Below are 19,968 nucleotides of genomic sequence, written 5' to 3'. Positions count from 1 at the left end.
GGGCCCCTGCCCCCCGGTAGGGGCCCGTCCCGCCGGGCGGGTGGGTCTGCTCGCGGAGTTGCACCGGGTCGTCCGCCCAGCAGCACACCGGTCAGGGTGCGTACGAGCCGGGCCGGACGCCAATCGGTTCCGAGCGGCGACTTCCGTACGGTCAGCACCTGCGATGCCACCAGGCCAGCTCCGGGGCGGCCGTCGGTTCGTGATGTGTTCGCCGGAGGAGCACCGCGTCCAGGTGCTCCACCTGCGCCCGGAGTTCGGCGGCGGCTCTCGGCGGAAGCGTGGACAGAGCGTCCTGCAGTGTGTCCCGGGCCCAGCCCCCGCCGCAGCAGGGGCAGGTGTGCTCGGCCTCCCACTGCCTCCACCGGCGTTCGGTGCCGTGGACGCGCGCGGACCAGACGCTCAGCGCCACGGCCACGATGCCCGGGGACCATCGCTCCCGCTCGAGTACCCGGACGGCGGCGTTCGCCGCTCCCGACAGACCTGGGACGTCGCGGTACCTGATCCAGGGTCGGCCCCGGCCGCGTGCGCGCGACCGGAGTGAGGCCGGTGTTCTACGCGGCACGGGCCCTTCGGATGCAGGTCATGGCCGGCATCCTCCCACAAGGCTGCCGCAGTTGGCTCGTGCGCCGTTCGCCCGGCGGTAGGTCCGGACGCCACCGGGCGGCGGGGCCTGCGAGGCCTCGGCCCCGCCGCTCGGTGGTCAGCGCTTGGTGGTCAGGCCGAAGCCGTACGGGAACAGCGGGTCGTACTGCGCGTCGCCGATGTTGATCGGCTCCTGGGCCTCGCTGCGCGGCCAGGTGACGGGGAGTTTCCCGGTGAAGGGGCGCTTGCCGAACAGCACGTCGGCGACCCCGTCGCCTTCGCTGCCCGGAAGCCAGGACATCACGAAGGCGTCGGCCTGGGCCAGTTGACCGGTGATGATCTGGGGGCGGCCCGCGACGTCGAGGACGACGCAGGTGGTGATCGCGGAGCAGACCCGGTCGATGTTCGCCCGGTCGGTGGCGGAGAGTTCCAGGGTGTGGCCGCCGACGCCGACGTCGCCGATCCCTTCCGCGTACGGGGTCTCGCCGACGACCACGATGCCCACGTCGTGGCCGGCGGTGGGCGCGCTGGCGTCGGCGCTGTAGTCGACGTTGCCGGCGACCCGGCGGATGCCCTGCAGGATGGTGGTGCCGGGGAAGGCGGTGTTGCCGGACTGCCCCTGCCAGGTCACCGTCCACCCGCCGGCCTGGTTGCCGAGGTCGTCGGCGTTGACGCCGGCGACGTAGATCCGCTGGGAGGGCCGCAGCGGCAGGGCGTGCCGGTCGTTCTTCAGGAGGACCTGGGATTCGGCGACCGCGCGGCGGGCGACCGCCCGGTGCTCGGCCGAGCCGATGCTGCCGATGTTGCTGCGGTCCGTGAACGGGTGCTCGAACAGGCCGAGTCGGAACTTCGCCCGGAGGATGCGGGACACCGCGTCGTCGATCCGGGACATCGGCACCCGGCCGGCCTGGACCTCGGCCGCGAGGGCCTGCTCGAACTGCGGCGCGTCGTACGGCTGCATGAACATGTCCATACCGGCGTTGACCGAGGTGCGGACCTGGGTGGCGAAGTCGCCGGGCAGTTCGGTGATGGCGTCCCAGTCGCTGATCAGGAACCCGTCGAAGCCGATCTTCTGCTTCAGCACGTCGGTGAGCAGTTCCTTGCTGGCGCTCATCTTGACCGGGGCGCTGCCCGGCACGTCGGTCCACTGCACGGACGAGTAGGACGGCATGATGCTGCCGACGTGGTGCTGCTGGACGGCCGTGACGTACGGCGCGAGGTCGACCGCCTCGAAGCGCCGGTGGCTGGTGACGGTGACGCCGCGGTCGATGGTGTAGTCGCCCGTGGTGGAGGTGCCGTAGGTGGTGTCGCCGTCGCCCGCGAAGTGCTTGACGGTGGCGAGCACCCGGTCGGGTCGGGCCAGGTCGGTGGTCCGGGTGCCCTGGAAGCCGTCGACGGCGGTCGTCATCTCCTGCACCAGGCGCGGGTCTTCGCCGAAGCTCTCGTACGCCCGCCCCCAGCGCTCGTCCCTGGCCACGCACACGCACGGTGCGAAGACCCACTGCGGGCCGGTGGCGCGGGTCTCGGTGGCGGTGACGTGCTCCTCCTCGGCGACGAGCTGCGGGTCGCGGGTGGCGCCCATGCCGATGTTGTGGGGGAAGATCGTCGCGCCGACGAGGTTGCCGTCCCCGTGCACGGAGTCGATGCCGTACAGCAGCGGGATGTGCAGGCGGGTGGTGAGCGCCTGCCGCTGGTAGCCGTCGACCATGTCGGCCCAGGCGGTGGGGGTGTTGGGGGTCGGGGTGGAGCCGCCGCCCGACAGCAGCGAGCCGAGGCCGAGGGCGGCGATCCGGGCGGGGTCGGCGTCGACGGAGCCGCGCTCGGCCTGGGTCATCTGGCCGATCTTCTCCGCCGTGGTCATCCGGCCGAGCAGGTCGCGGACCCGCTGCTGGGTCGGCAGCACGGCGTTGAGGTACGGCGGCGTGCGCTCGGCCGGGGCGGCCGCCGGACCGGGGCCGGGTGCGGCCAGGGCCGAGGAGGTCGGGACCGCCGTGGCGATCAGGGTGGCCGCGGCCAGCAGCACGCCGGCGGCGCGGCGGGCGGGAAGGTGGTGGTGCCTCACGTCGGTACTCCTCGGGTGGGGTGGCGGTGGGGCGGGGGTCGCCGGGTGCCCCGCGACGTCGTCGGCGCCGCGGGGCGCCCCGGACGGGCGGGCTACCTCGATGTCCAGACCTGGTTGTCCTGGGTGCCGCCGCCGTAGCAGTCCCAGATCTGCAGCAGGGCGCCGTTGCCGGAGCCACCGGCGTCCAGGCACTTCGCCGAGGCGGGGTTGACGACGGTGCCGTTCGCGTCGAACCGCCACTGCTGGGCTCCGGTGCCGTTGCACGACCAGAGCTGGACCTTGGCACCGTTGGCCGTGGAGCCGCCGGCCACGTCGAGGCACTTGCCCGACTGCGGGTTCACCAGGGTGCCGCCGGTCCTGGTCCACTGCTGGTTCCAGCCGGCGCCGCAGTCCCACAGCTGGACCGGGGTCCCGTCGGCGGTGCCCCAGTCCTTGAGGTCCAGGCAGCGGCCGCTCTGCCGGCCGGCGACCGTGCCGGGCGTACCGCCGCCGCCGTCGGAGCCGTTGGCCTCGTACGAGAAGGAGTTCACGGCCAGGCCGGGGCCCCCGACCCAGGGCTCGAAGCCGAACTGCACGCTGGTCATGTACCACGCGGGCGACAGGTAACCCCGCCCGATCGAGTCGTCGGTGAAGTCCCTGATGTTCACCGTGATCGCGTTGGTGGGCTGCTGACGGACGTAGGAGACGGTGTTCCAGGCGACGCCGTTGTTCTGACGGCCGTACCAGACGTCCCAGTCGGCGCCCTCGATCCGGACGGTGGCGACCTTGGAGCCGAACGGTGAGGGCGGCCCGGAGTGGTTGGCCCAGATCATCATCTCCTCGCCGTTGTTCTGGCCCGACGGGTGGGCGCCGGTGTCGAACCACAGGTCGTACGCGGCGTCCCACTGCCCGTCGGCGGTCGAGAAGTCGACGCTGGTCCGCGGATTGCCGAAGGCCGACACCTGCAGGGGCAGGCCGTTGCCGGTGGAGCAGTTGCCGTAGTGGCACCCGGCGTAGATCGAGGGGTACGCCGCGGGCGCGCCGCCGGTGGAGACGTTGTGCCTGCCCTTGGTGACCTTGAAGCCCTGGTCGGTCACGTCGATGCACTGCTCGATCGAGTCGCCCCACTCGTTGTTCTGGACGACGTACTTTCCGCCCGCGACCTGCACGCTGTCGGTCCGGCCGCAGAGGGTGGTGCTCGCGAACGCCGGCGAGGCGCCGACCAGGGACAAGGAGGCCATCAGGAGCGCGGCGACGACGGCCGCGACCGCGGCGAGTGCGGCGGCGCCGGGGGCCGGCCTGGAACGGGATCCGGGCATGGGGGTCCTTTCGATCGCCGGGTGGGCGGCAGGCGCACCCGGGATGCGGTGGGGGCGGGCCGAGCGGCAGCGTGGGAGCGCTCCCGCAGGGGACTGTGCAGCGATCTGCGCCTTCCGGAGGCGACCGGGGGCACGCGGGCAGGTCGGATCCGTCGGCGCCGGCCGGGTGGGATCCGGTGCGGGAAGGGCGAACCGTACGGCGCACCCGTACTGCGACTCATGAAGCCAGCGGGGCTGACGGGCTGTCAAGGAGCGTGCATCGGTTCACTTTTTGAACGCTATGCGGCATGTCCCTGACGAGGGGAAACCCATTCGGCCGATCGGAGTTCGTTCAGGAACGGAACGGGCGACCCGAGATGCCGGCCCCCTGGGCGCCACCCGGGAACGGCTCCGGCCAGCACATCGGCGGGGCGTGCGGATCGACCCGGCGGACGGCGGTCGGCGGACGGCCGCACGGAGCGGCCCGGCAGGGGGCATGGACAGCTCGCTCGGCGCAGGACATGTCAATTCAACAGTCAACGTGATGGCATGGCCCCCGGGGCCGCCCGCTGCGGATCCGGCCGGACACGCGGTGAGCCGGGCCCGGCTGCGCGGCGCGGTCGGGCTGGCCGTAGCCTGCGACCATGACCGACACAGTGCTGCCGACCCCCGATGAAGCCTTCGCCATGCTGCTGGCCGGTAACCAGCGGTTCACCGCCGGCGCGCCCCAGCACCCGAACCAGGACGCCGCACGCCGCGCCGCCACCGCCCCGTCGCAGAGCCCGTTCGCGGTGCTCTTCGGCTGTTCGGACTCCCGGCTGGCCGCCGAGATCATCTTCGACCAGGGGCTGGGCGACCTGTTCGTGGTGCGCACCGCCGGCCACGTGATGGGCCCGGAGGTGCTGGGCAGCATCGAGTACGGGGTGAGCGTGCTCGGCAGCCCCCTGGTGGTCGTCCTCGGGCACGACTCCTGCGGCGCCGTCGCCGCCACCCGCGCCGCCGTCGAGGACGGCACCACCGCCACCGGCTACGTGCGGGACGTCATCGAGCGGGTCACCCCGAGCGTGCTCGCCGCCCGTGCGGCCGGTCACACCGAGGACAGCGACTTCATCCACACGCACATAGAGCACACCGTCGACCTGCTCCTGGACCGCTCGCGGACCCTCGCCGACGCCGTCGAGCTGGGCCGCACCGCGGTCGTCGGCCTCTCCTACCGCCTCACCGACGGCACCGCCCAGCTGGTGACGGCCCGGGGCCTGCGGAAGGCCGCACCCGCGGCAGCCTGACTCCGGTGATCCGGGCGGTCGGGACGAGGCGCTCACCGAGTCCCGACCGGAGCGCTCACCGAGTCCCGGCCGGAGCGCTCGCCGGGTCCCGGCCGGGTCGGCCGTGTGGGCGACGGCTTCCCGGGAAGGCGCGGGTCATGCCGGTTGCCCGGCCGGTGGACCTCGCACCGTGGAGCGACCCGGATCGTCGACAAGGAGGAGTCGTCATGGCGTGGATCCTGCTGCTGGTCATCGTGGCGATCGTGCTGGGCCTGGTCGGGGCCGTCGTCCACGGCTTGCTGTACCTGCTCGCCATCGGGATCGTGGTGTTCCTGCTCGCCGTGCTCCTCAGCGCGGCCAGGTTCCGCCGGGGCGGGCGCGGACCGACCCGCTGACCTCCGGCGCCCGCCTGCGCGTCACCCCCGGCGGTCCCGGCCCGCGGCGTCGGCGCGGGCGAGGTAGGCGCGACAGGCGGACGCCACCGCCTCCAGGTAGCGCAGCGCACCGGCGCGGTCCTCCTCGCCCAGCCCGTCGGCGGCACCGAACAGCAGGCCGAGCAGGGGGGCGAGTTCGCCCATGACGTGCTGGTACCCGCCGGCGGTGACGTCGAGGACCTGGCGGCGGCCGTCGCGCGGGTGCGGCTCCCGGACCATGTGCCCCTCGGCCACGAGCCGATTCACCGACTGGGTGCCGGCGGCGCTGGTGACCCCCAGCCGCCGGGAGAGCTCGACCGGCCCGATCGGATCGCCGGCCCGCTTCGCCATGACGACGTGCTCGACCGCCTCGACGTTGGTCAGCGGCATGCCCAGGCGCTCCGCCAGCGCGGCCCGGCTGAGCTGGGTGAGCGTGAGGACCTCGCGCAGCGCCTGCGACAACGTGTCGCCCCCGGGCACCGCGGCGGCGGGCGGGCCGCCGCCGGGGTCCGACCCGCGGCCCGTACCCGATCCATGTTGTTGCGCCATGAGGCCAAGTCTGACACGGTGACACTCGCTAAGTTACTTAACGATATGAGAGCGTGTGTCCCCGTGACCTCGAATCCCACCGGCAGCCTGCCGCGCTCAGCACCCCCCTCCGCCGCCGCCCGGGCCGCCCGACCCGGGCGGTCGCGGGCGACGGCGTGGCTGGTCCTGCTCCTCACCCTGGTCGGCCTGGGTGCGGCGTTCTCCTTCGGCCCGTCCGGTGCCACCACCACCGAGGCCACCGGGACGGGGCTGCCGGCCGCCTCGCAGTCCGCGCGGGTCGCCGAGCTCGTGAAGAGCTTCCCGTCCGGCGCGGTGGCGCCCGCGATCGTCGTCTTCAGCAATCGCGACGGCAGCGCGCTCACCCCCGATCAGCAAGCCGTCGTCGCCGCACGCGCGGTACCGCTCGGCGCGCTGGGCATCGCGCCCGGCGCCGCGCGGCCCGAGAGCCTGCGGGGCACGGTCGCCACCGTCGCCGTCCTGCTGCCCACCGGCGCCGGGGACTCCGACAACAGCGCCGCCGTCGACCGGATCCGCCGGACCGCCTCGGACGGGCTGCCCGAGCCGCTGCGCGCGCAGGTCACCGGTGCACCCGCCGTCCGCGCCGACATCGGCAAGGTCTTCCAGCGCGCGGACACGAACCTGCTGCTCGCCACCGCCTCGGTGGTCGCACTGCTCCTGCTGATCACCTACCGCAGCCCGATCCTGTGGCTCGTCCCGCTCCTGGTCGTGGGCGCCGGCGACCGGCTCGCGGCCGTCCTGGTCGGGGTGCTCGCCCCCCATGCCGGCGTCCAGGTCGACGCCTCGGCCGCCGGCATCCTCTCCGTGCTGGTCTTCGGCGCCGGCACCGACTACGCACTGCTGCTGGTCTCCCGCTACCGCGACGAACTGCACCTGACGGACGACCGGTTCACCGCCATGGCCCGTGCCTGGCGCGGGACCGCACCCGCCGTCCTGGCCAGCGGCACCACCGTCGTACTGAGCCTGCTCACCCTGCTGGCCGCCGAGCTGACCGGCAACCGCGGGCTCGGCTTCGCCGGCGCGGTCGGCATCCTCACCGCCATGGCCTTCGGCCTCCTCGTCCTGCCCGCGGCGCTCGTCCTCCCCGGACGGTGGCTGTTCTGGCCGCTCGTCCCCCGGGTCGGCGACCCGGTCACCGCCGACCGGCGCGGCCTGTGGGCCCGGATCGGCACCGCGGTCGCCGCCCGACCCGCCCAGGTGGCCCTCGCCGGCGCCGCCGTCCTGCTGCTCCTCGCCTCCGGGGCGCTCGGGCTGCGCACCGGACTGGCCAGGGCCGACTCCTTCCGCACCACGCCCGAGGCCGTGCTCGGCCAGCGCACCCTCGCCGCCGTCCAACCCGCCGGGGCCGCCGACCCGCTGACCCTGCTGTCCACCGCGACCACCGGCGACCAGGTCGCCGGGGCGGCCGGCCAGGTACCCGGTGTCGCCTCGGTGACCCCCACCGACCGCACCGAGCGCTACGCGCGCGCCGACGTCGTCCTCACCGCCGCGCCCGGCACCGCGGAGTCCGACCGAACCATCCGGGCACTGCGCGACCGGGTCGGTTCCGTCCCCGGCGCGGACGCCCTGGTCGGCGGCGCCACCGCACAGGAGTACGACACCGCCCGCGCCAACGCGCACGACACCCGGGTCGTGGTCCCGCTCGTCCTCGCCATCGTGCTGCTCGTCCTCGTGGCGCTGCTGCGCGCGCTGCTCGCGCCCGTCCTGCTGGTCGCCACCGTCATCGCCTCCTACTTCGCCGCCCTCGGCGCCGCCCGGGTCGTCTTCCGCACCGTCTACGACTTCCCGGCGCTGGACAGCAACGTCCCGCTGCTGTCCTTCCTGTTCCTGGTCGCCCTCGGCGTCGACTACAACATCTTCCTGATCGCCCGCACCCGCGAGGACACCCTCGCCGGGCACGACACCCGCCGCGCCGTACTGCGCGCCCTGGCCTCCACCGGCGGGGTCATCACCAGTGCGGGCATCCTGCTGGCCGCCGTCTTCGCCGTCCTCGGCGTGCTGCCGCTGATCACGCTCACCCAGATCGGCGTCATCGTCGGCATCGGCGTGCTGCTGGACACCCTGCTGGTGCGGACGGTCCTGGTGCCGGCGCTCGTCCTGCTCACCGGCCACCGCTTCTGGTGGCCCGGGCGGCCCGAGGGCACCGGCACCGGCCGCTGAAGGAGAGGCCGGGACGGTAGACCGGGCACCGAACGGGCACACGCACGGCGCGGAGCTGTCCACCGTCCCGGCCCCGCGCCCCGAGCAGGAGGCGTGGCATGAACCCCGTCGAACGCGCGGTGCGCGGCATCGACCGCGCCCAGCAGCGCCACACCCCACCGGCCGTCGTGATCGGTGTGGTGAGGAAGTACGGCGACGACCGCGGCGGTCTGCTCGCCGCGCTGATCACCTACTACGGCTTCGTCGCACTGATCCCGCTGCTGCTCCTGCTCTCCACCGTCCTCGGCTTCGTGCTGCACGGGCACCCCGGCGCGCAGCGGGCCGTGGTGGACTCCGCGCTCGCCGACTTCCCGATCATCGGCGATCAGCTGCGCCAGAACGTCCACTCGGTCCAGGGCAGCGGGATCGCGCTGGTCGTCGGCCTGGTCGGCCTGGTCTACGGTGCACTCGGGATCGCCCAGGTCCTCCAGCACGCCATGGCCGAGATCTGGAACGTCCGCAACACCGACCGCCCCGGCTACTGGCCCCGCCTGGCCCGCAGCGCCCTGCTGTTCACCACCCTCGCCACCGGCCTGCTGCTGGCCACCGCCGCGGCCGCCCTGATCGGCACCACCCTGACCGGCCTACCCGCGCGCACCGGCGCGCTGGTGCTCTCGGCCGTGCTCAACTCCGCGCTGTGCCTCGCCTGCCTGCGCATCCTCACCCCCGCCGGCGTGCCCGTCCGCGCCCTGCTACCGGGTTGCGCGCTCGCCGGACCGCTGTTCACCCTGCTGCAGGCGTTCGGCGCCGTCCTGGTCACCCACCAGTTGCGCCACGCCACCGCGGTGTACGGATTCTTCGCGACCGTGATCGGCCTGCTCTCCTGGCTGTACCTGGCCGCGCAGATCACCCTGTACGCGGCCGAGACCAACGTGGTGCTGCACCGGCGGCTGTGGCCGCGCAGCCTGCTGCAACCACCGCTGACCGGTCCTGACGAGGAGGTCCTGACGGCGGTCGCCCGGCAGGAGGAGCGCCGCCCCGAGCAGCACGTCGAGGTGACCTTCACGGATCGTCCGGCCCCCACCGGGCAGCGGGACCCACCGCACCGGCCGGACGACGGCGGGAACCGCCGCCCGTGACGGCGGCGGACGGTCGGGGGGAGGTCGGCCCGAACCCTGCGGCCGGGTGGGCGGAGAGGGCAGGATTCGAACCTGCGCGGGCCCCGAGGGACCCTGCTCGGCCGTCGCCGGCCAGGCACCCGATGAACCGCTCCGGGCACCTCTCCCTACCAGGGGCCACCGGACCCCTGGCGTGCCATCAGGATGTCCCGACCGCCTGACCGGGCGCTGACCCCCGGCTGACGCCGGCGCGGCGGCGCACCGCGCTCAGCGGCCCCGCTGCTCGCGGTGGGCCGCGACCCGCACCCGGGTGCCGCAGCGGGGGCACCGGCCTGTCCCGGCGCGGCCGTCCGGCATCGCCTCCGGTGGCTCGTATTCGCCCACTCCCGCGCCTCGATGGTTGACAGCAGTCACAGGTTCCCCGCAGGATCCACCCGCCACTCGCACATCCGGCAACCGCCACCGCCCCTGCCACGGAAGGACCACCACCGATGCGTCGCACCGCCGCCCTGTTGATCACCCCGCTGCTGGCCGGTACCGCAGCCCTCACCGTCCCGACCGTCGCCCAGGCCCAGGGCGCACCCTCCGCCCCGACCTCGGGCCAGTGCGTGGCCTACACGTCCGGGCCGTTCGGCGTGGGGGTCTGTTCCGGCCTCGAACCCCGCCGGGCTTGGTCGGTCAGCGCGAAGTGCATGTCCGGCATCACCGTCTCCAGCGGCCTGCAGCTCGGCGACCGCACGGCCACGGCCTGGTGCGGCAACAGCCAGGCGTACTCGGCCTCGTACTCGATCGGCCCGATCCTCCCGTAGCCCCCCGCCCGGGCCGTGGCCCGCAGACGCAGCGCGCGGGCCGTGGCCCGCGAGCGCGGCGCCCGGGCCTCGCGGGGCGCACCGCCCGTGATCGCGAGGCCCGGGCCGGGGGATCAGCCGCAGTGGGAGTCGAAGCCGCCGCTGACGTTCTCCCCGATGCCGCCCTCCCAGTCGATGCAGGAGTTCGGCGCGTGCAGGTACACCGGGCCGGCGTAGCTGGTGTAGTACTTCTCGTCCAGGTCCGCCCAGGTGGAGGCGCCGGCCTTCTTCAGGCCGGCGAGCATCAGCAGTGCGGGGCCCGGGTTGTTGCGGACCGTCACCACGCAGTTGTTGCCGTTGGAGCGGTTGTAGGTCAGGTAGACCGTGCCGCCGGAGTTCAGGTCCCGGTGGTCGATCGTGCTGTACCCCGAACCGCAGGCCCCGTTGTACGACGCCGCCTGCGCGCTCGCCGGTACGGCCATCACGGTGCCACCGATCGCCAGGGCCAACACCCCGGCCCGGGCGACGGATCGCTTGCTTCGCTGGTGCATCCGGTACCGTGCTCCACTCTCGTCTCGGCCCGCACGGGCCACTGCCCGCACGGAAGTTCGAGAGCGTAGGCGGCGACCGTATCGGCCGCATATCGCCCGGAGCGCGAGGGCCTCAGCGCGTGGCCGGCGGGAGGACGGCGTCGGCCAGCGCCAGCACGTACCGCATGTCCGCACCGCCGACGTCGGTGGGGTTGAACGAGTAGACGATCGTCCGGGCGAGGTCGCGGGTCGCGAACACCCCGCTGGTGTACCCGGGGCGGGTGCCGGTCTTGCCCCACAGGTCCACGCCGTTGAGCACGGTGTGCTCCAGCCCCATGCTCATGCACGCCCGCCCCGGCACCGGGCCGGCCGCGCAGTGGCTGCTGCTGCGGTTGGGCACGTCCGGCACGGTGAACAGGAGCTTCTGCTGCGCGGCGGGCAGCAGCCGGCCACCGAACAGCGCCGTCACGAAGTGGTCCAGGTCGGGCGCGCTGGAGATCAGGCCGCCCTCCGCCCACGGGAACGGGCTCTGCTCGGTGACGTCCACCCTCCGGGTGCCGCCGTTCCCGTCCGGCACGCTCAGGTAGGCCCGGGCGGCCGGGTGGGCGAGGTACGGATCGTCCGCCGCCGGCACATCGGTGTCCCGCAGGCCGAGCGGGCGGGTGATCCGGTTGCGCACCTCCTGCGCGTACCTGTGCCCGGTGACCTGCTCGATCAGCAGGCCGGCCACGAAGGTGTTCATGCCGTTGTACTCCTGCGCGGTGCCCGGCTCGAAGCTCATCGCCTGGCCCGCCATCGAGTCGACCACCTGGCGCGGTGTCATGCTCCGGAACCGGTGCTCGACGAACCAGGCGTTGGAGCCGTCGCCCCAGCCGTCGCCGGTGCCGTTCGGCAGGCCGCTGGTGTGGTTCAGCAGCTGCCCCACCGTCACCGGCGCCAGCCCGGCCGGCAGCACGCCCGGCAGGTAGTGCTGCACCGGCGTGTCCAGGTCGACCCGGTGCTCGGCGGCCAGTTGGAGCACCACCGTGGCCGTGAAGACCTTCGAGATGCTGCCGATCCGGAACCGCCCGTCGACGTCGACCGGGCGTCCGGTCGCCAGGTCCCCTTGGCCCCAACTCGTGCTGTAGCGACCGGCGCTGCCCGTCACCCGCAGCAGCGCGCCCGTCAGATCGGCGTTCGGCAGTGCGGGCACCGCCTGCCGGATCGCCGCGCGGTCCAGCGGCGGCAGCCCGGCCCGCGCCGCCGACCCGCCGGCCGCGGCGGCCACCGCGCCGGTACCGCCGGACCCGCTCGCCAGGGCCGGCGTGGCGACCCCCGCCGTGAGCGCCACCAGCAGCGCGCCGGTGGCGGCGATCGTCGACCAACGGGTGCGATTGCGCTTGGAGTTCATACCTGAGGTTCCCCCGGTTCGGTGCCCGCGGCCGGTCTCTCCGGCCGCGGCACCCAGCCTGCCGGTCCGTGCGCGAGCGGCCATCGGGGATCGTCCCCGAACCGACCCGGAGCCGTCCATGACAGGGCCTCAGGGTCGCGCCGTCCGGGCCGGGCGGCGCTCCCCCGGCCCGGAGGGTGCTGGTGTCAGCCCGCGTGGAGCGCCGCACGCAGGACGGTGGTGGCCTGGGCGATGGCGGCCGCGGCGGCGTCGGTCCCGCGCAGCGCGTCGAGCATCACGAAGTCGTGGATGATGCCCTGGTAGCGGGTGGCGGTCACCGGCACGCCGGCGGCGCGCAGCTTGTCGGCGTAGGCCTCGCCCTCGTCGCGCAGCACGTCCGCCTCGGCGGTGATGACCAGGGCGGGCGGCAGGCCGGTGAGCTGCTCGGTGGTGGCGCGCAGCGGGGAGGCGGTGACCTGGGCCCGCTCGGCGGGGTCGGTGGTGTACTGGTCCCAGAACCACTGCATGCCGTCGCGCCGCAGGAAGTAGCCGGTGGCGAACTGCCGGTAGGACGGGGTGTCGAAGGCGGCGTCGGTGACGGGGTAGAACAGGACCTGCTGGACGAGCGGGAGGTCGCCCCGCTCCTTGGCCATCAGGGTGAGGGCGGCGGTCATGTTGCCGCCGACCGAGTCGCCGGCCACGGCGATCCGGGTGGCGTCCAGTGCGTGGTCGGCGCCGTGGGTGACGATCCACCGGGCGACGGTGTAGTTCTGCTCGATCGCGACGGGGTAGCGGTGTTCCGGGGAGAGGTCGTACTCGGGGAAGACCACGGCGGCGCCGGCGCCGACGGCCAGTTCGCGCACCAGCCGGTCGTGGGTGTGCGCGTTGCCGAACACCCAGCCCGCGCCGTGGATGTACACGATCACCGGGAGCACTCCGGTGGCGCCGGCGGGCCGCACGATCCGCGCCCGCACGCTGCCGGTCGGACCGCCCTCGACGGTCACCCACTCCTCGTCCACCGTCGGCTTGTCGATCTCGCCGGACTGCACCTCGTCCACCAGCTTGCGGCCTTCGGCCGGCGCGAGCTCGAACAGGAACGGCGGCTGCGAGGTGGCCTCGGCGAACTCCGCGGCGGCGGGCTCCAGCACCGGGGTTGCGGGGGTGTGGTCGGACATGACGGTCTCCTCACTCCAGGGTGGGCCCGATGCCCACGGCCAGAAGACTATGACACGATTACATTGTGCGCAAGGTAATCGTGGACGTTGAACTCGCCCCATCGGTGGTCTAGGCTCGGGAGCGCACCCGCGCGGATCCGGATCGTCGCGGGTGCCCGCGACACCAGGAGTACGAACCGATGAACGCCCAGGCGAGCGCCCCCGAGCAGGAGTTCTCCCCACTCGTGGACGACCAGCTCTGCTTCGCCCTGTACGCCGCCTCGCGCGCGGTGACCGCCCGCTACCGGCCGTTTCTGGAACCGCTCGGGCTGACCTACCCGCAGTACCTGGTGCTGCTGGTGCTGTGGCAGGACGACACCGTCGCGATCAAGGACATCGGCGCCGCGCTGCACCTCGACTACGGGACGCTCACCCCGCTGATCAAGCGCCTGGAGGGCGCCGGCCTGGTCCGCCGCGAGCGCCGCCCCGACGACGAGCGCACCGTCCTGGTCACCCTCACCGACCAGGGCCGCGACCTGCACACCCGGGCCCGCGGCATCCCGGCCGCGATGGGTTCCGCCATGGGCCTGACCCCCTCCCAGTTCGACCAGGCCCGCACCCTGCTCCGACTGCTGTCCACCAACGTCTCCGCGCCCGAGTAGCACCGCACCGAACGGCGGGCGCCGGTCGAGCAGGTGGACCCGGACGCCGCGGCGGCGGAGGCGGTGGCCGGCGGGCTCAGCCTCGGGGCAGCGGTACGGCGGTCGGCGTACCTGATGGGTGGGTCCGGCCGCCGAGGGTGGTGGTGAGCGTGGCGTCCACGGCGGCGGCCAGCTCGGTGTCGTCCGGTTCGTTCCATGCCGTGGCGAGGTGGCCGTCGGGGCGGACCAGCGCGGCGCGGACCTCGTGCCAGCCGGTGCGCGGCACGTCGAGGCTGCCGTGGTGCACGCCGACGTGGCGCTGCGCGCGGCCGGCCAGCGCGCGGTGCGCGGTGAGGTCGAGCAGGAGGTAGGCGTCGGCGCGCAGCAGGCCGAACAGGTCGGTGCCGGCGAAGGTGGTTCCGGGGGCGCGGCTGCCGGTGAGCGGGTGGGCGGTGGGATCGCCGGCCGGGTAGGTGACGTCGAGCGCGCTGAGGCGGCCGGCCAGCACCTCGCCGGCCTCGGAGGAGCCGAGCAGCACGCGGTCGAGCAGGGCGCGCAGGGCGAGGCCTTCGGGGGTGAAGGCGTGGAACAGGTGGGTCTGGGCGCGGCTGTGCTCCATCAGCTGCCGGCCGACCGGGTGACGGTCCGTGTGGTAGCTGTCCAGCAGCCCGGGGCCCGCCCAGCCGTTGACGGTGGCGGCGAGCTTCCAGCCGAGGTTGAAGGCGTCCTGGATGCCCACGTTCATGCCGACCCCGCCGGCCGGGTAGTGCTGGTGGGCCGCGTCGCCCGCAAGGAGGACGCGGCCGCTGCGGTAGCGCTCGGCCAGCCGCGTGGCGTTGCCGAACCGGGAGAGCCAGGACGGGTCGTGCAGGCCGAAGTCGTCCCCGGCGATGGCCACGGTCTTGTGCCGCAGCTCCTCCAGCGTGAGGTCGCCGGGCCATGCGGTGGTCGCGCTGTCGGGGCTGGTGCCGACGATCCGCCAGCGGCCGTCCGGCAGCGGCACGATCATCAGCCCGCCGTGCTCGCCGAAGCGGCTGAAGCCGGGCGGCGGCACCTCGCGCAGGCGGACGTCGCCGAGCCAGCCGAGGTAGGTCGAGGGCGTGCCGGGGAAGCCGATCCCGGCGGCCTCGCGCACGGTGCTGCGGATGCCGTCGCAGCCCGCGAGGTGGCCGGCCCGGATGGCGTACGGGCCCGTCGGCCCCTCGACCCGCACGACGACCCCGTCCTGCTGTTCGGTGATCCCGGTGACCCGGTGACCGCGCCGGACGGTGGCGCCGAGGCCGAGGGCGTACTCCTCGAACAGCTCCTCGGTGCGGGCCTGCGGGAGGAAGAGGGTGTACGGGTGCGGGGTGTCCAGGACCGAGAAGTCCAGCCGGGTGGGGAGGTTGGCGAAGTGACCGGTGGGAATCCTCAGCGACTCCGCCAGGAACCTCCGGTGCACGCCGCGCGAGGCCAGTACCTCGACGGTGCGCGGGTGCACGGTGAGCGCCTTGGAGCGCTGGTCGACCTCGGTGCGCTGTTCGAGGACGGTGACGCCGACGCCGTTCAGCCGGAGTTCCGCCGCCAGCCAGAGGCCGACCGGTCCGCCTCCGGCGATGACGACCTGCTGCTCTTCCATGGGATCCACCTTCTCCGTGGGCCGACGCCCGGGCGGCAGGCCCGAGCACCACTTCTCGGTCACTGACCGAGAAGCGTGGACACAGTAAACTCGGTCGGTGACCAAGAGGCAAAGCGGCGACCGGCTCGATCCGGCCGCAGTGACCCGCGCAGCGTTGGAACTACTGGACGACAAGGGCCTGGAGGCGGTGTCCACCCGGGCGGTCGCCGACCGGCTCGGCGTGCGCATGAGCACCGTGCAGTGGCACGTGAAGAGCAGGGGCCGGATGGTGGAGCTCATGGCGGACGCCGTGTTCGGCGAGATCCCGCTCACCGACCTGCCCCCCGACCCCGAGGAACGGGCCCGCGAACTCGCCCGCCGGTGCCGGCGCGCGCTGCTCGCGCACCGCGACGGCGCGGCCCTGGTCGTCGGCACCTACCCGGCCGAACCGCACACCCTGCGGTTCGCCGAACTCCTGGTCGAGGCACTGCTCGCGCGCGGTTCGGCCGCCCGTGAGGCGGCCTGGACGGCGTGGACGATCAGCTACTTCACGCTCGGCCTGGTCCAGGAGGAGCAGGCCGCCGGCGACCACCCGTGGAGCGAGGTCCTCGCCGCCACGATCTCCCCGGCGACCCACCCGGCGCTCCACGCGACGGCCCCGCACCTGACACCCGAATCGTTCGACGAGCGCTTCGAGTTCGGCCTGGCCACCATCCTCGCGGGGAGCTGATGCGGCCCGGGCGATGCCCAAGCCGGGTCCTGGCCGGGCCCGGCCAGGCAGCCCTGGTCGTCAGCCGGCCGGGTGCCAGGTGAGCCCGCGATTGTCGTCGATCGCGGCGGCGTGGGGCGGCGTGCTGCCGCCGAGGGCCGCGTGGTGCCGAAGGGCCGGCGCGCCCGTCTCCAGCGCGTTCGCGAGGTCGTCCAGCATGGCGGCGACGGAGGGCCAGAGCGGCACCTCCAGGGAGCACGTCTCGTGGTCCCGGCGCAGCACCGCGCCGTGGGTGCCACCGGGCCGCAGGTCGACGATCAGCCCGTCGCCGCCCGGGCTCAGCCCGATCGGCATGTACGCGGGCAGGTAGCGGGTGTCGACCGGCTCGACCTCCTGCTCGGCGACCAGCAGCCAGATCGCGTGCGTCTCCAGCGCCTCGTCCAGTGCGACCGCGGCGAACTCGTCCAGGATCCAGTGGCCCTGGGCGACACCCGGCAGCAGCCACCACGCCGTCAGATCCGGCGGCAGCAGCAGCCCGAGGTGCTCCTCGAAGGCTGCCAGACGCGCGCGGTCGGCGGCCGGCCTGACCGGCTCCACGGGCGGCCGGGTGTGGGTGAGCAGCCAGGTGGCGATGCGGCCCCACGAGGTCGGTACGTCATGATCAGCTGTGGTCATGCCGGGCAGTCCGCCCGGTCGGGCCGGGGTCCGGACCGGCCGGGTGGGCCGCTCTTCCGTCAGTCCCACCAGAACGACCACCGGGGCGAGCCCACCAGCTGCTCGGCGTAGGCGACGAGGGTGCCGGCGCCCTGGAACACCAGGTCCGGGCAGAGCGCGGTGTGCTCGGCGGCCACCGGGAGGGCCTCGGTGACCGTGGTGGGTGGCAGCGGGACGCTCAACCCCAGGGTGTCGAAGCCCACGTCGACCACCTGGGCACCGAAGCGGCGTTCCCAGTCGGCGAGCACGGCGGCGATCTTCCCGGTGTCCCCCTCGTGGTTCACCGGGCCGCTCCACCCGCACACCGCCAGTGCCTCGGCGCCGCTGCCCGCCGGCACCAGGCCGAGGCGGCGGCCGGCGCCGACGGACTCCAGGACGTCGGCCAGATCCCGGGCCGCGCGGTCGGCCGCCCCCTCGGGCACCCGGACGGCGGGGGCCGGTCCGGGCCGGCCGAGGCCGAACGGGGCCAGGGCGGCGGCGAGTTCGGGCTCGTCCCCGTACTCCACCTCGCTGTCGCCGCCGCCGGTCCACCAGGTGCGCAGCAGGGCCGCCGGGTCGTACAGGTCGGGGTCCGAGGCGTACCCCGGGTCCAGCTCGCCGGAGAGCCACGGGCGGACGTCGGGCCCGTCGTCCAGTGCTCCGAGCAGCAGCGGCCACAGGCCCGTCGCTGCGTGTGCGCGGTGCAGCCGGGCCCACAGCCCGGCGGGGGCGGGGGCCTCGCTGATCCAGAGCACCGGCGCCCCGCCGCCGCCGTGGTGCCCGTCGTCGCCGCCGACCAGGCGCCCGGGCGGCAGGGCGACGGGTACGGCGGCGAGGGCGCGGGTGAGGTCCACGGGACTGGTCATGCCGGCACCCTAGGGGCCGGGTCCGACAGTGCGGACGGCGCCGGCCCGGCCCCTGGCGCGGCTCACGCTTCGATGTTCTCCAGGTCGGCGAGCAGGCCGGGGTGCGTGGGCTGCCAGCCGAGGGCGGCGCGGGTGCGTGCGGCGGAGGCGGGCTGGTCGATCGCGAAGATCGGGCCGAGCGGGCCGAAGCTCTCCTGCGGCACCGATTCGGCGGGGAGCCCGAGGCGGCGGCCGATGACCGCGGCGATGTCGCGGACGGCGTCCCCCTCGTCGCCGACGGCCTGCCAGACGCTGCCGCCCGGCGCCTGCTCCAGGGCCAGCCGGAAGAGCACGGCGGCGTCGCGCGCGTGCACGGCGGGCCAGCGCTGGCTGCCGTCCCCGGGGTAGCCGGCCACGCCGGTGCCGCGGGCGATCTCGGTGAGCAGCCCGGCGAACCCGCCCCGGCCCTGGTCATGGACCGTGCGCGGCAGGCGGACCGCCGAGCTGCGGACGCCTTGGTCGGCAAGCTCCAGCACCCGGTTCACGGACCGGCTGCGTCCGCCGACCGGCCCGTCGAGCGGCAGCGGGTCGTCCTCGGTGGAGACGCGCCCGGGCACGTACGGGGTGCCCGAGACGGTGACGAGCGGCCGGCCGGTGCCGACCAAGGCGTCGCCCAGGGTCGCCAGCGCGGCGGCCTCCTCGCCGATGCCGCGGGCGAGCGCCTCGGCCGAGCTGAAGTCGTTGCTGAAGGCGAGGTGGATGACGCCGTCCGCCTGCTCCGCGCCGGCCCGCAGCACCGCGAGGTCGGTGAGGGCGCCGCGGAGCACCTCGGCGCCGGCGGCCTTCGCCGCGGCGGCGGAGGCGTCGGAGCGGGCGAGGGCGGTGACCGTGTGGCCTGCGGAGAGGAGTTCGGCGACGACGGCCGAGCCGACGAGGCCCGTTCCGCCGGTGATGAAGACGCGCATGGCAAGCTCCCGAGCGTGATGCGACAGGTGTCCCATCACTGTACGCCGTGATGCGACATCTGTCGCATCGCTTAGGATGGCGGTATGCCGAGATGGAAGCCCGACGCCCGCGAGCGCCTGGTCGTGGCCGCGCTCGCCCTGTTCGCCGAGCAGGGCTACGACGAGACGACGGTGGCTCAGATCGCCGAACGCGCCGAGCTCACCCGGAGCACGTTCTTCCGCCACTTCGCGGACAAGCGGGAGATCCTCACCGCCGGGCAGACCGCCCTGAGCCGCCTGCTCGCCGAGGGCATCGATGAGGCACCGGCCGGGGCGAGCCCGCTGGACGCGGTCGCGGCCGGGCTGGAGCGCGCCTCGGGCGAGATGACCTCCTTCAACCGGTCGCTGGGCCCGCTGCTGCGCGCGGCGATCGAGGCCAACGACGAGCTGCGCAGCCGCGAGGCGATGAAGAGCGTCGGCATGGCCGCGGCGATGGCCGAGGCCCTGGGACGGCGGGAGGTCGCGGCCCCCACCGCGCAGGTGGCGGCCGAACTCGGCGTGCTCGCCTTCAAGCTCGGCTACACCCGCTGGGCGGACCCGGCCCACGACGAGGATCCGGGTGAGCTGGCGACCCATACCCGGGCGGCCTTCGACGAACTCCGCGCGGCGGTCGCGAGCCTGCGGTAGCGCGGCGGTCGCGGGAGGACTCACCAGGTTCCGCCGGGGAGGGAGTTGGGCAACCCGGTTCGGCACCAGGGCCGCGCCCCCACCGTCCGCCGACGGCCGATCAGGGCCGATCAGGGCCGACCGGGTCCGTCGGCGAACGGTCCCTCGGCGGCGAACCTGCGCAGGTGGCGCGCGAAGTCGCGGGCGTCGGCAGGCGGCCAGGAGGCGAGCGAGTCCTCGATGGCGGCGGCCAGCCGCTGCCGCGCGGCGGCCACGGCGAGATGCCCCCGGTCGGTGAGGGCCAGCAGGGTGGCGCGCGCGTCATCGGGGTCGGGGCGGCGTTCCAGCAGGCCGGCGCGCTCCAGGCGGTCGGCCCGCCGGGTCACGGTGGTGCGGTCGAGGCCGATCTCGGGGCCGAGCCGGGCCGCGCTGCACGGGCCGGTCCGGTCGAGGCCGCTGATCAGTGGATAGGTGAGGCCGTCGACCGCCTCCCCCAGCCCTGCGGCGAGGTGGGTGTGGAGGCGGGCGCGGGTGCTGCGCCGCAGCAGCAGGGCCAGGGCGTCGGCGATGTCGCGTCCGGTCGGGTTCGTCGTCACCGCTCCAGATTAA

At 74.3% G+C, this 19,968-nt stretch carries 19 protein-coding genes and 1 tRNA gene; 8 read left to right on the top strand and 12 right to left on the bottom strand.

Annotated elements, in window-relative coordinates; translation table 11 throughout:
• Nucleotides 1-700: 700 nt before the first annotated feature.
• The gene (locus ABT014_RS32220) at nucleotides 701-2,644 is read right to left on the bottom strand and encodes a glycoside hydrolase family 3 protein (RefSeq protein ID WP_502895138.1); all 1,944 of its coding nucleotides are present in this window, start codon (nucleotides 2,642-2,644) and stop codon (nucleotides 701-703) included.
• Nucleotides 2,645-2,736: 92 nt separating this feature from the next.
• Nucleotides 2,737-3,942: a GH12 family glycosyl hydrolase domain-containing protein gene (locus tag ABT014_RS32215; protein WP_350643019.1), complete on the bottom strand. Its 1,206-nt coding sequence runs from the start codon at nucleotides 3,940-3,942 to the stop codon at nucleotides 2,737-2,739.
• A gap of 623 nt (nucleotides 3,943-4,565) precedes the next feature.
• Here ABT014_RS32215 and ABT014_RS32210 point away from each other — a divergent pair.
• Both ABT014_RS32210 and ABT014_RS32205 read left to right on the top strand, forming a co-directional pair.
• A complete protein-coding gene (locus ABT014_RS32210) occupies nucleotides 4,566-5,207 on the top strand; it encodes a carbonic anhydrase (RefSeq protein ID WP_350643017.1) in 642 nt (213 codons plus the stop codon).
• 206 nt (nucleotides 5,208-5,413) lie between these two features.
• On the top strand, nucleotides 5,414-5,581 hold the full coding sequence (locus tag ABT014_RS32205; protein ID WP_350643015.1) for a hypothetical protein: 168 nt from the start codon (nucleotides 5,414-5,416) through the stop codon (nucleotides 5,579-5,581).
• Between the two features lie 21 nt (nucleotides 5,582-5,602).
• Here the strand turns inward: ABT014_RS32205 and ABT014_RS32200 are convergent, their stop codons facing one another.
• Complete coding sequence (locus ABT014_RS32200; RefSeq protein WP_350643014.1) at nucleotides 5,603-6,148, bottom strand: MarR family winged helix-turn-helix transcriptional regulator; 546 nt, start codon at nucleotides 6,146-6,148, stop codon at nucleotides 5,603-5,605.
• Between the two features lie 63 nt (nucleotides 6,149-6,211).
• On the opposite strand from ABT014_RS32200, the gene ABT014_RS32195 reads away from it, so the two are divergent.
• Nucleotides 6,212-8,326 carry an MMPL family transporter gene (locus ABT014_RS32195; RefSeq protein WP_350643012.1) on the top strand — a complete coding sequence of 705 codons (2,115 nt, stop codon included), beginning with the start codon at nucleotides 6,212-6,214 and terminating at the stop codon, nucleotides 8,324-8,326.
• 98 nt (nucleotides 8,327-8,424) lie between these two features.
• Entirely contained in the window at nucleotides 8,425-9,444 is a 1,020-nt protein-coding gene (locus tag ABT014_RS32190) for a YihY/virulence factor BrkB family protein (RefSeq protein WP_350643010.1), read from the top strand.
• Nucleotides 9,445-9,495: 51 nt separating this feature from the next.
• Here ABT014_RS32190 and ABT014_RS32185 read toward each other — a convergent pair.
• A tRNA-Arg gene (locus tag ABT014_RS32185) sits at nucleotides 9,496-9,590 on the bottom strand.
• A 324-nt stretch (nucleotides 9,591-9,914) separates the two neighbouring features.
• On the opposite strand from ABT014_RS32185, the gene ABT014_RS32180 reads away from it, so the two are divergent.
• The gene (locus ABT014_RS32180) at nucleotides 9,915-10,232 is read left to right on the top strand and encodes a hypothetical protein (protein ID WP_350643008.1); all 318 of its coding nucleotides are present in this window, start codon (nucleotides 9,915-9,917) and stop codon (nucleotides 10,230-10,232) included.
• Between the two features lie 113 nt (nucleotides 10,233-10,345).
• Here the strand turns inward: ABT014_RS32180 and ABT014_RS32175 are convergent, their stop codons facing one another.
• From ABT014_RS32175 to ABT014_RS32165, 3 genes are all read right to left on the bottom strand, one after another.
• Entirely contained in the window at nucleotides 10,346-10,762 is a 417-nt protein-coding gene (locus ABT014_RS32175) for a spore-associated protein A (protein ID WP_350643006.1), read from the bottom strand.
• 112 nt (nucleotides 10,763-10,874) lie between these two features.
• Nucleotides 10,875-12,131, bottom strand: a complete 1,257-nt coding sequence (locus tag ABT014_RS32170) for a serine hydrolase domain-containing protein (protein WP_350643004.1) — start codon at nucleotides 12,129-12,131, stop codon at nucleotides 10,875-10,877.
• 185 nt (nucleotides 12,132-12,316) lie between these two features.
• Nucleotides 12,317-13,285 (bottom strand): alpha/beta hydrolase, encoded by a 969-nt coding sequence (locus tag ABT014_RS32165; RefSeq protein ID WP_350643002.1) that lies wholly within the window; start codon nucleotides 13,283-13,285, stop codon nucleotides 12,317-12,319.
• Between the two features lie 179 nt (nucleotides 13,286-13,464).
• Here ABT014_RS32165 and ABT014_RS32160 point away from each other — a divergent pair, with 179 nt between their 5' ends.
• Entirely contained in the window at nucleotides 13,465-13,926 is a 462-nt protein-coding gene (locus tag ABT014_RS32160; RefSeq protein WP_350643001.1) for a MarR family winged helix-turn-helix transcriptional regulator, read from the top strand.
• Between the two features lie 76 nt (nucleotides 13,927-14,002).
• On the opposite strand, the gene ABT014_RS32155 is transcribed toward ABT014_RS32160, so the two are convergent.
• Entirely contained in the window at nucleotides 14,003-15,523 is a 1,521-nt protein-coding gene (locus tag ABT014_RS32155) for an FAD-dependent monooxygenase (RefSeq protein ID WP_350642999.1), read from the bottom strand.
• Between the two features lie 97 nt (nucleotides 15,524-15,620).
• Here ABT014_RS32155 and ABT014_RS32150 point away from each other — a divergent pair, with 97 nt between their 5' ends.
• Nucleotides 15,621-16,232 carry a TetR/AcrR family transcriptional regulator C-terminal domain-containing protein gene (locus tag ABT014_RS32150; RefSeq protein WP_350642997.1) on the top strand — a complete coding sequence of 204 codons (612 nt, stop codon included), beginning with the start codon at nucleotides 15,621-15,623 and terminating at the stop codon, nucleotides 16,230-16,232.
• A 60-nt stretch (nucleotides 16,233-16,292) separates the two neighbouring features.
• Here ABT014_RS32150 and ABT014_RS32145 read toward each other — a convergent pair whose 3' ends face one another.
• The 3 genes from ABT014_RS32145 to ABT014_RS32135 form a co-directional block, all read right to left on the bottom strand.
• Nucleotides 16,293-16,886: an SMI1/KNR4 family protein gene (locus ABT014_RS32145; protein WP_350642995.1), complete on the bottom strand. Its 594-nt coding sequence runs from the start codon at nucleotides 16,884-16,886 to the stop codon at nucleotides 16,293-16,295.
• A 59-nt stretch (nucleotides 16,887-16,945) separates the two neighbouring features.
• Nucleotides 16,946-17,770: a DUF4253 domain-containing protein gene (locus ABT014_RS32140; protein WP_350642993.1), complete on the bottom strand. Its 825-nt coding sequence runs from the start codon at nucleotides 17,768-17,770 to the stop codon at nucleotides 16,946-16,948.
• Nucleotides 17,771-17,832: 62 nt separating this feature from the next.
• A complete protein-coding gene (locus tag ABT014_RS32135; RefSeq protein ID WP_350642991.1) occupies nucleotides 17,833-18,714 on the bottom strand; it encodes an SDR family oxidoreductase in 882 nt (293 codons plus the stop codon).
• Between the two features lie 84 nt (nucleotides 18,715-18,798).
• On the opposite strand from ABT014_RS32135, the gene ABT014_RS32130 reads away from it, so the two are divergent.
• On the top strand, nucleotides 18,799-19,380 hold the full coding sequence (locus tag ABT014_RS32130) for a TetR/AcrR family transcriptional regulator (RefSeq protein ID WP_350642989.1): 582 nt from the start codon (nucleotides 18,799-18,801) through the stop codon (nucleotides 19,378-19,380).
• A 110-nt stretch (nucleotides 19,381-19,490) separates the two neighbouring features.
• On the opposite strand, the gene ABT014_RS32125 is transcribed toward ABT014_RS32130, so the two are convergent.
• Complete coding sequence (locus tag ABT014_RS32125; protein WP_350642987.1) at nucleotides 19,491-19,955, bottom strand: MarR family winged helix-turn-helix transcriptional regulator; 465 nt, start codon at nucleotides 19,953-19,955, stop codon at nucleotides 19,491-19,493.
• Nucleotides 19,956-19,968 lie beyond the last annotated feature (13 nt).

It is taken from the genome of Kitasatospora sp. NPDC094015 (assembly GCF_040304075.1).
GTDB lineage: Bacteria > Actinomycetota > Actinomycetes > Streptomycetales > Streptomycetaceae > Kitasatospora.
This window is presented reverse-complemented; position numbering and strand designations above follow the sequence as displayed.